Annotated in this window: 13 protein-coding genes; 5 read left to right on the top strand and 8 right to left on the bottom strand. The window is 71.5% G+C overall.

The window, feature by feature from the left end:
• The first annotated feature begins 460 nt into the window (after window positions 1–460).
• Both Cco03nite_RS34120 and mdh read left to right on the top strand, forming a co-directional pair.
• Entirely contained in the window at window positions 461–1,324 is an 864-nt protein-coding gene (locus tag Cco03nite_RS34120; RefSeq protein WP_203697965.1) for a bifunctional methylenetetrahydrofolate dehydrogenase/methenyltetrahydrofolate cyclohydrolase, read from the top strand.
• Window positions 1,325–1,448: 124 nt separating this feature from the next.
• Window positions 1,449–2,399 (top strand): malate dehydrogenase, encoded by a 951-nt coding sequence (mdh, locus tag Cco03nite_RS34115; RefSeq protein ID WP_203697964.1) that lies wholly within the window; start codon window positions 1,449–1,451, stop codon window positions 2,397–2,399.
• 131 nt (window positions 2,400–2,530) lie between these two features.
• On the opposite strand, the gene Cco03nite_RS34110 is transcribed toward mdh, so the two are convergent.
• The gene (locus tag Cco03nite_RS34110; RefSeq protein WP_203697963.1) at window positions 2,531–3,010 is read right to left on the bottom strand and encodes an MSMEG_6728 family protein; all 480 of its coding nucleotides are present in this window, start codon (window positions 3,008–3,010) and stop codon (window positions 2,531–2,533) included.
• A 90-nt stretch (window positions 3,011–3,100) separates the two neighbouring features.
• Between Cco03nite_RS34110 and Cco03nite_RS34105 the strand changes: the two genes are divergently transcribed.
• The gene (locus Cco03nite_RS34105) at window positions 3,101–3,772 is read left to right on the top strand and encodes a uracil-DNA glycosylase (RefSeq protein ID WP_239167892.1); all 672 of its coding nucleotides are present in this window, start codon (window positions 3,101–3,103) and stop codon (window positions 3,770–3,772) included.
• Between the two features lie 48 nt (window positions 3,773–3,820).
• Here the strand turns inward: Cco03nite_RS34105 and Cco03nite_RS34100 are convergent, their stop codons facing one another.
• Entirely contained in the window at window positions 3,821–4,423 is a 603-nt protein-coding gene (locus Cco03nite_RS34100; RefSeq protein WP_203697961.1) for a hypothetical protein, read from the bottom strand.
• A gap of 167 nt (window positions 4,424–4,590) precedes the next feature.
• Between Cco03nite_RS34100 and Cco03nite_RS34095 the strand changes: the two genes are divergently transcribed.
• Entirely contained in the window at window positions 4,591–5,808 is a 1,218-nt protein-coding gene (locus Cco03nite_RS34095) for an NADP-dependent isocitrate dehydrogenase (RefSeq protein ID WP_203697959.1), read from the top strand.
• Between the two features lie 226 nt (window positions 5,809–6,034).
• Here Cco03nite_RS34095 and Cco03nite_RS34090 read toward each other — a convergent pair whose 3' ends face one another.
• From Cco03nite_RS34090 to Cco03nite_RS34065, 6 genes are all read right to left on the bottom strand, one after another.
• Window positions 6,035–7,411 carry a CysS/YqeB C-terminal domain-containing protein gene (locus tag Cco03nite_RS34090; RefSeq protein ID WP_203697957.1) on the bottom strand — a complete coding sequence of 459 codons (1,377 nt, stop codon included), beginning with the start codon at window positions 7,409–7,411 and terminating at the stop codon, window positions 6,035–6,037.
• Window positions 7,408–8,370: an alpha/beta fold hydrolase gene (locus tag Cco03nite_RS34085; RefSeq protein ID WP_203697955.1), complete on the bottom strand. Its 963-nt coding sequence runs from the start codon at window positions 8,368–8,370 to the stop codon at window positions 7,408–7,410. Before Cco03nite_RS34085 ends, Cco03nite_RS34090 begins: the two co-directional genes overlap by 4 nt.
• 10 nt (window positions 8,371–8,380) lie before the next feature.
• Window positions 8,381–9,409 carry a galactose-1-phosphate uridylyltransferase gene (gene galT, locus Cco03nite_RS34080; RefSeq protein WP_203697953.1) on the bottom strand — a complete coding sequence of 343 codons (1,029 nt, stop codon included), beginning with the start codon at window positions 9,407–9,409 and terminating at the stop codon, window positions 8,381–8,383.
• Window positions 9,406–10,161, bottom strand: coding sequence for a DeoR/GlpR family DNA-binding transcription regulator (locus tag Cco03nite_RS34075; RefSeq protein WP_203697951.1), 756 nt, complete (start codon window positions 10,159–10,161; stop codon window positions 9,406–9,408). Before Cco03nite_RS34075 ends, galT begins: the two co-directional genes overlap by 4 nt.
• Window positions 10,162–10,297: 136 nt before the next feature.
• A complete protein-coding gene (locus Cco03nite_RS34070) occupies window positions 10,298–11,359 on the bottom strand; it encodes a glycosyltransferase family A protein (protein ID WP_203697949.1) in 1,062 nt (353 codons plus the stop codon).
• Window positions 11,356–12,318 carry a sulfotransferase gene (locus Cco03nite_RS34065; RefSeq protein WP_203697947.1) on the bottom strand — a complete coding sequence of 321 codons (963 nt, stop codon included), beginning with the start codon at window positions 12,316–12,318 and terminating at the stop codon, window positions 11,356–11,358. Before Cco03nite_RS34065 ends, Cco03nite_RS34070 begins: the two co-directional genes overlap by 4 nt.
• 89 nt (window positions 12,319–12,407) lie before the next feature.
• On the opposite strand from Cco03nite_RS34065, the gene Cco03nite_RS34060 reads away from it, so the two are divergent.
• Entirely contained in the window at window positions 12,408–13,214 is an 807-nt protein-coding gene (locus Cco03nite_RS34060) for a WecB/TagA/CpsF family glycosyltransferase (RefSeq protein ID WP_203697945.1), read from the top strand.
• Window positions 13,215–13,257 lie beyond the last annotated feature (43 nt).

The raw sequence follows: 13,257 nt of genomic DNA, 5'->3' as shown, positions 1-13,257 counted from the left end.
TGCAGATTCGCAACAGTCTACGAGGGGAGTACTTGCGGGTCGGGTCACGATTCTGGTATTAGAGGGCAGCCTGTCATATGGGCGTAACTACGCCAGTATGCCCGATTCAGACCGTGACCCAGGCAATAGTCGCCGGTCACATAGTGGGACTGTCGGGAGCCCGATTTGACCCCTTATGGCGTCCCGGATGCTGGAAGATCCTGCAACCAAGGCCACGCGGTGATCTATCCCACTGCTACTCACAGTTAGTTCCCCAGCTAAAGGGCCAAATGATCGACGCCGGTCATCGCAGCCGCTAGCCCCCAGTGCGCCATGATCCTCGGATTTGCCTGGCAAACGGGCGTATCGCCGCGGCGCATTCGCCCCATTGCCCGGCAAGTCGGTCGATCATGAAGGGCGGGCCGTCGAACGGGATGTCCTGGTTTCAGGTGGTCAAAGTCGTGATGGCAGGATCGACGGCATGACGGCGACGATCCTCAACGGCACCGAGACGGCAGCGGCGATCAAGGCGGACCTGCGGACCCGGGTGGCCGCGCTGCAAGCCCGGGGCGTGACCCCAGGCCTGGGCACGGTGCTGGTCGGCGACGACCCGGGCTCCCGGTGGTACGTCAACGGCAAGCACAAGGACTGCGCCGAGGTCGGCATCGCCTCGCTACGCCGCGACCTGCCCGCCGACGCCACCCAGGCCGATGTGGAGCGTGCCGTCGCGGAACTCAACGCCGACCCCGCCTGCACCGGCTACATCGTCCAGCTGCCGCTGCCCAAGGGCCTGGACGAGCAGCGGGTGCTGGAGCTGATCGACCCGGACAAGGACGCCGACGGGCTGCACCCGGTCAACCTCGGACGGCTGGTGCTGGGCGTGCCCGCGCCGCTGCCGTGCACGCCGCGTGGCATCGTCGAGCTGCTGCGCCGGTACCACGTGCCGATCGCGGGCGCGGAGGTCTGCGTCGTCGGTCGCGGCGTCACCGTGGGCCGCCCGCTGGGACTGCTGCTCACCCGGCGTACCGAGAACGCGACGGTGACCCTCTGCCACACCGGGACCAAGGATCTGGCCGCGCACACCCGCCGGGCCGACATCGTCATCGCCGCGGCGGGGGTGCCGGGCATCATCACCCCGGGCATGGTCCGGGCGGGCGCCGCCGTGCTCGACGTCGGCGTGTCGCGGGTGGAGGGACCGGACGGGAAGAAGCACATCGTGGGTGACGTGCACGCCGACGTCGCCGACGTGGCCGGGTTCGTGTCGCCGAACCCCGGCGGGGTAGGGCCGATGACCCGGGCCATGCTGCTCACCAACGTGGTCGAGAAGGCCGAGTCGGCGCTCTAGCCCACACCCGCCGCACCCGACCGGCCGTCGATAGACGCAGCGGACTATGGTGCGGATCGTTACACCTTCGTCACAGGGCTGTGCTGGTCACCACCAGACATCCGCCAGCAGGGAGTATGTGCCAATGGGCAAGAAGGTCACCGTCGTCGGCGCCGGTTTCTACGGCTCGACCACCGCGCAGCGCCTCGCCGAGTACGACGTCTTCGAGACCGTCGTGCTGACCGACATCATCGAGGGCAAGCCCGAGGGTCTCGCCCTGGACCTCAACCAGTCCCGCTCCATCGAGGGCTTCGAGACCAAGGTCGTCGGCGCCACCACGGGTGTCGACGGCTCGGGCTACGAGGCCATCGCCGGCTCCGACATCGTCGTGATCACCGCCGGCCTGCCGCGCAAGCCCGGCATGAGCCGCATGGACCTGCTCGGTGTCAACGCCAAGATCGTCCGCGGGGTGGCCGAGCAGGTCGCCAAGCACGCGCCCAACGCCGTCGTCATCGTGGTGTCCAACCCGCTCGACGAGATGACCGCGCTGGCCCAGATCGCCACCCAGTTCCCGAAGAACCGGGTCATCGGCCAGGCCGGCATGCTGGACACCGCCCGCTTCACGCACTTCGTCGCCGAGGAGCTGAACGTCCCGGTCGGCTCGGTGAAGACGCTGACCCTGGGCTCGCACGGCGACACCATGGTGCCGGTGCCCTCGCGCTGCACCGTCGACGGCAAGCCGCTGTCCGACCTGCTGCCCGCCGAGAAGATCGAGGAGCTGGTCACCCGGACCCGCAACGGCGGCGCCGAGGTCGTGGCGCTGCTGAAGACCGGTTCGGCGTACTACGCCCCGTCGGCCGCCGCCGCCCGCATGGCCAAGGCCGTGGCCGAGGACTCCGGCGAGGTCATGCCGGTCTGCGCCTGGGTCGACGGCGAGTACGGCATCTCCGGCGTCTACCTGGGCGTCGAGGCCGAGATCGGCGCCACCGGCGCCCGCAAGGTCGTCATCACCGACCTCACCGAGACCGAGCTCGCCGGCCTCAACGAGGCCGCCGAGGCCGTCCGCGCCAAGCAGGCCGACGTCGCCGGCATGTGACCTGTCCAAAGGAAGGGCACCTTCTTAACGCTCCGCGTTATAGAAGGTGCCCTTCTTAACACCCGACGGTCGTTGACCTGCGGTTGCGGTTGCGGTTGCGGTTGCGGTTGCGGTTGCGGTTGCGGTTGCGGTCAGGGCAGGTAAGCGGGCCGGCGGTCGGAAGAGGGCCAGACGTAGGGCAGATCGGCGGGGAGGTCGCCGAAGAGCGGGCGGTAGTGGGCGGCGTCCTTGCGCAGCAGCACGGAGCGGTGACTCAGGTGGAAGGCCTCGTCGCCCAGCCAGGGTGGGAGGTCGCCGGTCGCGCCGAGTGCCGGCTGGTCGCGTATCGCCGCGGGACCACCGGCCGAGGCGAGATCCGTGGCGAGCGTTGCAGAGCAGGTGTCCGCGCGTTCGGCGGCCGACCACACGCCGCAGATCTCCAGGCCGTAGCGGACCAGGGCCTCCTCGTAGCCGGCCCACATCTTCACCGCAGGATGGTGCCGCCAGCCGTAGCCGGGCACGATCAGCCCTCGCAGCACCTGAATCGTCTCGACCCGCTGCTTGCCCAGCCGTCGCGGATCGAGCGCCGCGGCGCTGGCCGCGAAGTCCGGATAGGGCAGGAACGTCTGCACGACGGTGGATACCCGCAGGCCAGGCCGGTCAAACCGCCGGGGCGGGGCTTAGCCGCGCGGTTGTCGGACGCGGGCACTATGGTGTCCCGCATGGCATTGGACCTGCTCGACCTGCTGCCCGCTGAGTGGCGCGACGTGATGAAGCCGCACCTGGACCTCGACGCCACGGCCCGGCTCTCCTCCTTCGTGGAGAACGCCTACGCCACCGAGACGGTGTACCCGCCGCGCGACGACCTGTTCACGGCGTTCCGGCTCACCTCGCCCGCGCACACCCGGGTGCTCGTCCTCGGCCAGGACCCCTACTTCAAGCCGGGCCAGGCGCACGGCCTCAGCTTCAGCGTGCGCCCCGGCGTGGCCGTGCCGCCGAGCCTGCGCAATGTGTACAAGGAGCTCAAGGACGACCTCGGCGTCGAGCCCCCGCGCAACGGCGACCTCACCGGCTGGGCGAGCCAGGGTGTGCTGATGCTCAACGCGGTGCTCACCGTGGGCGTCAAGCCGGGCAGTCACGCCAACCAGGGCTGGGAGGCGTTCACCGACGCCGCGATCAAGGCCGTGAACGACTCGCCGTACCGGGTGGTCTTCGTGCTGTGGGGGTCGTATGCCCGCAAGAAGGCCGTGCTGGTGAACAACCCGCAGCACGTCGTGCTGGAGGCCGGGCACCCGAGCCCGATGAACCCGAAGGGGTTCCTGGGCAGCAAGCCGTTCTCGCAGATCAAGACCGCGCTGCTGGAAGCCGGCCGCGGCGAGATCAACTGGAGCTGACTCGCTCCGCGCCGCGGCGATCCGTTCCGGGAGCCGCGGCGCGGCCGGTCAGTGGAGCAGCAGCGCCAGTGCGAGCCCGATCACGGCACCGGCCGCCGAGCCGACGGCGAGCGCCCGGCGATACTGCGGGCTCACGTCGAACAGGCTGAGGAAGACCCGCCCGCCCTCGCCGCGCAGCCGCCGCCACACCCAGTGGCCGATGGCGAACAGAACCACCCATACCGCGATCCCGGCCAGCGCCGACATGGCTCCGTCCGACAGAGCCTCCCCGGCGGGTGTATGGGCGGCTGCCCGGTGCTCCGGCGACTCGGGGCGGTAGCGGCCGTGATCGAGCGGGCGGTGCCGGCTGGTCAGCACGGCGAGCTGCGCGGTGGCGACCAGCACGCCTGCCGAGGCCAGGTATCCCCAGGGCCGGCGCAGCGGTCGGGCGGTGACGTCGAACGTGCCGACCGCCAGGCACAGCGCCGGGAAGGCGACCAGCGTCCACGCGAGCACGAGCGTGACCGTGGTCGGCACGTCTGCCAGCGCCCACGTCTGTGCGGGCAGCAGCAGGTCGCGCAGCAGGTAGAAGAGGCCCAGGGTGGCCAGGTTGGCCACGCCGACCAGCCACATCATCGGAGTGGGCGCCGATGTCCGGTTCACTGTCGTCACGGCGCGCAGCGTAACGGCGGGGCGCGACCCGGCGCGGCCCCGTGACCGGGGGCACGGCACCCTGGCGGTTGCGCCTGGTGGATCTGGCAGTACGCTCGTACTGCTAAACGAGACCGCCGCCCGGCCTTCCGCGCCGGACGCCGAAGGTTTTAAGGAGCGCCCTCGCGATGGCGAAGATCAAGGTAAACAACCCGGTCGTCGAGCTCGACGGCGACGAGATGACCCGGATCATCTGGAAGCAGATCCGGGAGCAGCTGATCCTGCCCTACCTCGACGTGGAGCTGGAGTACTACGACCTGGGCATGGAGCACCGCGACGCCACCGACGACCAGGTGACGATCGACGCCGCCAACGCCATCAAGCGGCACGGCGTGGGCGTCAAGTGCGCCACCATCACCCCGGACGAGGCCCGCGTCGCCGAGTTCGGCCTGAAGAAGATGTGGAAGTCGCCGAACGGCACCATCCGCAACATCCTCGGCGGCGTCGTCTTCCGTGAGCCGATCATCATGAGCAACGTGCCGCGCCTGGTGCCGGGCTGGACCAAGCCGATCGTCATCGGCCGTCACGCCCACGGCGACCAGTACAAGGCCACCGACTTCGTGGTCCCGGGCCCGGGCAAGGTCACCATCACGTACCAGCCGGCCGACGGCTCGGAGCCGATGGAGCTGACCGTCTCCGACTTCCCCGGCGGCGGCGTCGCCATGGGCATGTACAACTACGACGAGTCGATCCGCGACTTCGCGCGCGCCTCGCTGCGCTACGGCCTGGCCCGCAACTACCCGGTCTACCTGTCGACCAAGAACACGATCCTCAAGGCGTACGACGGCCGGTTCAAGGACATCTTCGCCGAGGTCTTCGAGACCGAGTTCAAGTCCGACTTCGAGGCCGCCGGCATCACCTACGAGCACCGGCTCATCGACGACATGGTCGCCGCGGCGCTGAAGTGGGAGGGCGGGTTCGTCTGGGCCTGCAAGAACTACGACGGCGACGTGCAGTCCGACACCGTGGCGCAGGGCTTCGGCTCGCTCGGCCTGATGACCTCCGTGCTGATGACGCCCGACGGCAAGACCGTCGAGGCCGAGGCCGCGCACGGCACCGTCACCCGGCACTACCGCCAGTGGCAGAAGGGCGAGAAGACGTCGACCAACCCGATCGCGTCGATCTTCGCCTGGACCCGGGGCCTCGCGCACCGCGGCAAGCTGGACGGCACCCCGGAGGTGACCAACTTCGCCGACGTGCTGGAGCAGGTCATCATCGAGACCGTCGAGGGCGGTGCGATGACCAAGGACCTCGCGCTGCTGATCTCGCGCGACGCGCCGTGGCAGACCACCGAGGAGTTCATGAACACCCTCGACACCAACCTGGCCCGCCGCCTCGGCGCCTGATTTTCACCGGGTACGGCCACAGCCGTCTCCTGCCCCGCCTGCGATCGTTTGACCAGGTGAAACAGCAGAAGAATCCCGCCTGAAAGTCCCTTCCCGAACAGTGCCGACCCGCCTCCCGCGGGTCGGCACTGTTTTTGCGCCGCGCGCTGGACCGTGATCGCCGTTTCCGGTCGGAACCTTGGGTGCCACCGCAGGTTCTGACCGGAATGCTGCCATGGCGACGAGGTCAGGACGTGCGGAGCCAGACGGGGCCGTCGGGGGTGTCCCGCAGTTCGATCGACGCGGCGGTGAGGGCGTCGCGGACCCGGTCGGCAGCGGCCCAGTCGCGCTGCTCGCGGGCCTTCTCGCGGAGGCCGATCAGCGCGTCCACCAGCGGGGTGAGCAGTGGCGTCGGGTCCGCGGCGCCGGCGAGCGCGCCGAGCCGCACGATCATGCCGCGCAGCAGTCCGTGCGCGTGCTCGCCGGAGTCCGAGGTGAGCGTGTCGGCGCTCCAGTCGGTGATCGCCTGCTCCAGTTCCAGCACCGCCGCGACACAGCCGTCCACGTCCCGCTCGGCCAGCGCGGTCGAGAACCGGGCCTCGGCCTCGTCGGCCGCGTCGCGCAACGTCGCCGCGCCGCTCCCGGCCGCGCGGCTCCCAGCCGCGCCGCTCCCAGCGGCGACCTCCGCGGCCGGGACGCTTTTGGCCGCGCCGCCGCCGGCCGCGATACCTCGGCCCGGACCGCCTCGGGCCCTGCCGCCCCCTGCCACGCCGTCCCCGTCAGCACCCCCGACCTGGCCGTCCGTGCCGTCGGCGTTAAGAAGGTGCCCTTCCTCTACCAATAGCGATAAGAAGGTGCCCTTCCTTTCTTCGAGGGGGAGGACGGTGCCGGTGGGGTAGGTGCGGGTGCGGGTGCGGTGGCGGAGGGTGAGGTGGCCGTTGCCGAGGACGGTGGCGGTGCGGGCTTCGAGGTCGCAGACCAGGGCGGTGTGCTCGTCGATGCCGATGATGACGGTGTCGTCGGGCAGTTCGCGTTCGAGGCGGGCCAGGCGGGGTTCGCCGAGGTAGCAGAAGCGGGTGTCGTGATGGCCGCCCTCGGCGTTGTCGTAGTGCGGGATGACCACGGCGGGGATGCCGGTGAGCTGCTCGAACAGGTTGAGGCCGGCCTCCCAGGCCGGGTCGGCGCCGGCCTTGTAGATCTCGTACACGGGGATGGTGTGCGAGCCGAGGGTGAGCGCGGCGGCGCTGGCGAAGACGAGCACCTCGGCCTGGACCAGCAGGGACGGCAGCTCGGTGTCGCGCCACTGGCGCAGGGCGTACGTCGGCGAACCCGGCCCCGCGAAGATCCAGTTCGCGCCGCGCAGCGCGGCCAGCGCGCGTTCCCGGTCGAGGCCGGGTGCGGGCGTGGTGCGCCAGGAGACGACGTCCACGGCGCGCCCGACGCTATGCGCGAAGTAGCCGACGGCCCGCGCGCTGATCTCGTCGGCGTTGAGCTGGAAGCCGTACGGCGTGTCCAGCAGCGCCGCCCGGTCTCCGTCGCGCAGGGCGGCGAAGAACTGCCGGTGCGGCTTGATCATGGTGGGGGTGGTCTCGCCGGACCCCATGATCACGAGCAGCTTCGTCACGCCGCCTCCTTGCGCCGGTCACCGGGCACGGCCAGGGTGAGCAGGTCGGCCGCGACCATGGCCGGGTGCTGGGCGTGCAGGTCGTGGTCGCCACCGGGATACCAGCGCACGTCCGCGTCGGGCAGTGCCGCTGCGGCGCGGCGGACCGGCTCGGCCCGCTCGTCGTCGGGCCCGAGCGCGGGCAGCAGCAGCGCGGGCACCGCGACCAGAGGCAGGTCGGGGCCGGGCGGCCCGTCCCACATCGACCGCAGGATCTCCAGGTGGTGCGGGATGGTCAGCCGCCGTTCCATGGCGCCGTCGGGCCTGATCCGCATGTTCGCCAGCGTCGCCGCGCGGGCCGTCTCCGACCAGTCGGGGTGCGCCGAGTCCAGCCACTGCCGCATGGTGGCGGCGGGACGGCCGTCGATGTCCTGCGGGCGCAGCGTGCGCTCGCACGACCCCCAATCGGGGAAGGCGGCGTGCAGGTCGATCCAGCCGCCGTCGACCAGCCCGAGCGCGCCCGGCAGCTCCGGATGCTTGGCGGCCAGCCGGACCACCACGTTGCCGCCCCACGACTGGCCGACCACCACCGGGCGGTCCAGGCCGAGCGCGGTGATCAGGGCGGCCAGGTCGGCGGCGGCGGTGCCGGTGTCGTAGCCGGACTCCGGAGCGTCGGACTCACCGTGCCCGCGCAGGTCCACCGCCCAGCTCGGATGCCCGGCGGCGGCCAGTGCCCCGGCCACCTCGTCCCACAGCCGGGCGTTCGACGACAGCCCGTGGACGAGCAGGAACGGCACCGCGTCGGAGCCGCCCACCCGGCGCGCCGTGCCCTGCTCGACCGACGTGCCACCTGAGTCAGGCGTGCCGTGTTCGAACGCCGTGACGGGTCCAGGACCCGTGCTCGCGGGGCGGTGGCGCAGTCGCAGCCGCACGCCGGGCTCGACTTCGACCTCGACCTGACGGACCTCGTCGTCGTTCACATGTACGAACTTAGAGGGAAACCGCCCTGAGCGCAGCAGCGGCCTGCTCCGGCGCGATGTCGTTGACCCACGCGCCCATCGCCGACTCCGACCCGGCCAGGTACTTCAGCTTGCCCGGCGCGCGCCGGGAGCTGATCAGCCGCAGGTGCAGGTAGCCGAGGTCGCGGTCGGTGTGCACCGGGGCCTGGTGCCAGCCCGCGATGTACGGCATGGCCACGCCGAACAGCCCGTCGAGCCGTCGCGTGATCTCCGACCACAGCGGCGCGCACGCGTCCAGCTCCGCCTCGGTGAGCGCGGCCAGGTCGGGGACCTGCCGGTGCGGGGCGAGGTGGATCTCGTACGGCCAGCGGGCCGCGTACGGCACGAACGCCGTCCACAGCTCGTTCGACGCGACGACCCGGGCGCCCTCGGCACGCTCGCGGGCCAGCAGGTCGGCGTACAGGTTGCCGCCGTTCGCGTCCCGGAATCTGCGGGCCGCCTCCAGGTAGCGCCGGGTGACCGGGGTGACGTACGGGTACGCGTAGATCTGCCCGTGCGGGTGGTGCAGCGTCACGCCGATCTCGACGCCCCGGTTCTCGAAGCAGAACACCTGCTCCACGCCCGGCTGGGCGGACAGCTCGGCGGTCCGGTCGGCCATCGCGCCGAGCACCGTGCGCACCCGCGACACCGGCAGGTCCTTGAACGACGAGTCGTGCTGCGGCGAGAACACGACCACCTCGCAGCGCCCGGCGTCACCGGAGAACGAGGGGAAGCGGTTCTCGAACACCACCACGTCGTAGTCGTCGGCGGGCACCTCGGTCAGGAACGCGCTCCTCGTGGGGCAGAGCGGGCACTCCTCGGTGGGCGGCAGGAAGGTGCGGGCCTGCCGGTGCGCCGCGACGGCGACCCAGTCCTCGGTGAGCGGGTCGAAGCGCAGCTGCGCGGGCGAGGGCGGCGGGGGCAGCTCACGCTTGTCCACGGTGGCGCGTACCGCGTCGTCGTGCTCGTCGAAGTAGATCAGTTCGCGGCCGTCTGCCATGGTGATGCTGGTGCGCTTCATGGGGTGATCTCCACAACGGTGAGCTCGCTGACGTCGACCGGCGGCTCGGCGTCGGTGATGAGCAGGTCGACGGCGCTGAGCGGGACGATCGACGCGATGCCGAGTGTGTCCCACTTGGTGTGGTCGGCGAGCACGACCAGGCGGCGGGTGGCCGCGATCAGGGCCCGGTTCGTCTCGGCTTCGAGCAGGTTCGGGGTGGTCAGCCCGGCCTCGACGCTGAGCCCGTGCACGCCGAGGAAGAGCTGGTCGACGTGCAGGTCGCGCAGCGAGGCGACGGCGATCGGGCCGACCAGCGCGTCGGAGGGGGTGCGGGTGCCGCCGGTGAGCACCACGGTCTGGTCGGGGCGGCCGGCGCGGTAGAAGACGTCGGCGACCGGGATCGAGTTGGTGACCACGGTCAGCCCGGGGACCTCGACCAGGGCCTGCGCCAGCCGCACCGTGGTGGTGCCCGCGGACAGCGCGACGGCGCTGCCGGGGGCCACGTGGGCGGCGGCGGCTTCGGCGAGCTTCGCCTTCTCCGTACGCTGGCGCTCGGCTTTCGCGGCGAAGCCGGGTTCGTCGGCGACGCCGGACGGGGGCGCGGTGGCCCCGCCGTGCACCTTGACGACCAGGCCGCGCTCGGCGAGCACCTCCAGGTCGCGGCGGATGGTCATGTCGGAGACGCCGAGCTCGGCGACGAGGTCGGCCACGCGTACCCCGCCGGAGCGGCGCACCTGGGCGAGGATCGCCTGCTGGCGTTGCGGGGCGAGCATCCCGTCTCCTCACCTGCCGGCCCTGGCGGGCCTAAGTCACCGAAATCCAACAAGGTTCAACACGGTATCGTACGCGGACGCGCACGGGCAACGGTGGAACGTGGTGATCGGTGCAGGTGTGACGGTGCGAACGTGTTCAGATGCCGTGCCCGCGCCGGTGCAGCGCGGTCAGCACCGTCTCGACCTTGACGGCTCCGGTGAGGGCGGCCAGCGCGATCGCGGCCCGCGGCTCGCGCCAGTTGTTGCGCATGGTCTCCCGGGTCCAGCGCCAGGCCTGCCGCCGGTCCCCGGCCGCGGCCGACCAGCAGGCGAGCTGGCCGTACACCCGGGCCGCGCCGGGGCGGCAGCCGGAGATCTCCGGGTGGCGGGCCATCATCCAGCGCAGCGAAGAGATCTTGGTCGAGTACTCGTACGCGTAGAAGCTGCTGCGGCCCCAGAGCACCCGGACCAGCGGCTCGTCGACGTGCACGATCGGGTGCCGCCGGGCGGCCCGCAGCAGCAGATCCCAGTCCTCGTTCTGGCTGCCCGGGGCGTCCTCGGAGACCGGGCCGATGACCCCGGACTCCAGCAGCGCCTCGCGCCGGGCCAGGAAGCCCGACGAGTGCAGCATCGACATCCGGGAGCGGGCCAGGTGCTCGACGGTCACCGAGCCGGTGCCGGCCAGCCGCGGGTGGGCGACCCCCTCGAACTCCACCTCGATCGCACACGTCGCGAACTCCGCGTCCGGCGTGCGGACCAGCGCGCCGACCTGGCGGCGCAGCTTGCTCGGGTGCCAGAGGTCGTCGTCGTCGCAGAACGCCACCAGCTCGGTGTCCAGCGCCGCGATACCCGTGTTGCGCGCCCCGGCCAGGCCGGGCTGCCGCCAGTTGGCCAGCACCAGCACCGGCCGGTCGTCGGCGCGGGTCAGCTCCGGGTCGGGCTCGGCCTGGTCGAAGACCACGATGACGCGCAGCGGGCCGGGGTAGTCCTGGGCGCGTACCGCGTCAAGGGCCTTGCCTAGCAGCTCCGGGCGGTTGCGGGTGGGAATGACCACGCCGACCGCCGGCCAGTCGCGCCGGCTCTCCGGCGTCGCGCCCGCCTCCGCCTCGCCCCGGGCCGACGGCCTGCCCGGCGCGTCGGTGCCGGCGGTGGTGGCGCTGCCGGCGGGACGGGCCCCGCGTGTGCCGTCGAACCGGCCGGTGTTTGCCTTGACCCTCATCGGTGTGCTCCCACGATCTCAGCGGTACTGCTCAGCGGGTACCCGTACGCCCGCAGCAGCGGCGCGCACACGGCCCCGACCAGGGCGCGCTGGCGCGGCGGCAGTTGCCGGCGCCAGGCGTCGTCGCGGCGCAACTCGATGCGCCCGACCGTGAACCGCATCGGGTTGCCCGCGGCGCTGTGGCCGCGCGACAGCTCGACGGACTCGTCCTCGACGAAGCCCAGGTCCATCACGGACGGGTCCAGCCCCATGAACGCGGCGATGCGCTGCACGCTGCTGCGGGGCCGGGCCAGGAACTCCTCGTACCGCACCCGGCGCACGGCGACGCCGCGGCGGCGCAGCAGCCCGAACGCGGCGTTGTGCGCGTTCCACAGCAGCGCGCTGCGCGTCGGGGCATACCGGGTCATCTCGTCGGCGCCGTCGGTCTCCGGCCGCGCCACCGTCTTGGTCCACGAGTACGCCACCCCGCGGGCGTCGCGCACCACGTGCAGCACCCGCAGGTCCACCGAGTCCGACCAGCGCAGGCAGTGCGCCAGCGCGCTGTGCTTGGACGAGTCGATCACCACGCTGGCCCCGGCGGTCTCGGCTGCGGCCGCGTAGATGCGCGCGTAGTAGTCCGCGTACTCGGTGACCAGGGCGGTGAAGTCCAGGGCCTGCCGCTTCGGCCCGGCCAGCCGGGGGATGTGCCGGGTGCGCTCGACCAGGTCGCGCAGGGCCAGGATGCGGTGCACGTCGACGCGGTGCCAGCCGCCGAACGCGGCCTTGCCGACGCGCTGCCAGAAGTCGCAGCCGCTGAACCGCTCGCCGCAGCCGCAGCGCTCGTCGTCGCGCAGGTCGCGCTGCCAGAGGTGGACGATCTCGCCGAGGGCGCAGACGCCGGGCAGCTCGCCCAGCACGCGTTCGATCAGGGTCGTGCCGCTGCGGCCGAGCCCACCGACGAAAAGAACCCTGGTCGTCATACATCCCCCACTGCGGCATCACGGTCCGCGACGCGCCCTCGTGCGGTATAACGACCGAACAGTGTTGTTGGTCTGTATTGTCTGAATTCATGGCTTTTACGGGGACTGTTTATGGCCGAAAGGTCCACCTCGCCGGCACCTGGTTCGACGCCGTCACCGAGGAGGCCGTCGCCGAAAGAGTGATCGCCGCCCTGGAACGCGGCGACGGGGGACGCATCCTCACCCCGAACGTCGACATCATGCGGCTCGCTTCGGGGCGCGGTGCGCGCGCCGCCGAGGTACGCGGCTTCCTGGAGGACGCGACCCTCGTCGTCGCCGACGGCATGCCGCTGGTCTGGGCCAGCAAGCTCTCCCGCACCCCGCTCCCCGAACGGGTGACCGGATCCGGTCTCATCTGGAGCCTGTCCGCCGCCCTCGGCCGCGCCGGGCGCTCGGTGTACCTGCTCGGCGGCACGCCCCCCGACGAGACCGGCACCGACGGCGCGGTCAAGGCGGCGTCGGTGCTCGCCGCCGGGTGCCCCGGGCTGCGCATCGCCGGCCAGGTCGCGCCGCCGTTCGGCTTCGACCTCGACCCGGACACGTGCGCGCAGGTGTACACCGAGGTCATCGAGGCCAAACCCGACTTCGTCTTCGTCGGCCTGGGCTTCCCCAAGCAGGAGCGCGTCATCTCCGACCTGCGCGCCGAGCTGCCGTTCACCTGGTTCATCGGCTGCGGCGCGGCGATCGGATTCGTCGCCGGGGAGCTGCACCGCGCCCCGATCTGGATGCAGCGCAGCGGCCTCGAATGGGCCCACCGCCTGGCCCAGGAACCCGGCCGTCTCGCGGGCCGCTACCTCGTCCACGACCTCCCGTACGCCGCCCGCCTCCTCGCCGGCGCCGCCCTCCGCCGCCGCTAGACCAAAGGAAGGGCACCTTCACATCGCTCCGCGATGTAGAAGG

The organism is Catellatospora coxensis, from assembly GCF_016862635.1.
Classification (GTDB): domain Bacteria; phylum Actinomycetota; class Actinomycetes; order Mycobacteriales; family Micromonosporaceae; genus Catellatospora; species Catellatospora coxensis.
The sequence above is the reverse complement of the archived record's forward strand: the minus strand, read 5'-3'. Positions and strand labels throughout refer to the sequence as shown.

What these genes read in the sequence shown, in the direction of transcription:
- Cco03nite_RS34120 (WP_203697965.1), top strand. Translation starts at nt 461, where the DNA reads ATGACGGCGACGATCCTCAACGGCACCGAGACGGCAGCGGCGATCAAG.
- mdh (WP_203697964.1), top strand. Translation starts at nt 1,449, where the DNA reads ATGGGCAAGAAGGTCACCGTCGTCGGCGCCGGTTTCTACGGCTCGACC.
- Cco03nite_RS34105 (WP_239167892.1), top strand. Translation starts at nt 3,101, where the DNA reads ATGGCATTGGACCTGCTCGACCTGCTGCCCGCTGAGTGGCGCGACGTG.
- Cco03nite_RS34095 (WP_203697959.1), top strand. Translation starts at nt 4,591, where the DNA reads ATGGCGAAGATCAAGGTAAACAACCCGGTCGTCGAGCTCGACGGCGAC.
- galT (WP_203697953.1), bottom strand. Translation starts at nt 9,409, where the DNA reads ATGAAGCGCACCAGCATCACCATGGCAGACGGCCGCGAACTGATCTAC.
- Cco03nite_RS34075 (WP_203697951.1), bottom strand. Translation starts at nt 10,161, where the DNA reads ATGCTCGCCCCGCAACGCCAGCAGGCGATCCTCGCCCAGGTGCGCCGC.
- Cco03nite_RS34070 (WP_203697949.1), bottom strand. Translation starts at nt 11,359, where the DNA reads ATGAGGGTCAAGGCAAACACCGGCCGGTTCGACGGCACACGCGGGGCC.
- Cco03nite_RS34065 (WP_203697947.1), bottom strand. Translation starts at nt 12,318, where the DNA reads ATGACGACCAGGGTTCTTTTCGTCGGTGGGCTCGGCCGCAGCGGCACG.
- Cco03nite_RS34060 (WP_203697945.1), top strand. Translation starts at nt 12,408, where the DNA reads ATGGCTTTTACGGGGACTGTTTATGGCCGAAAGGTCCACCTCGCCGGC.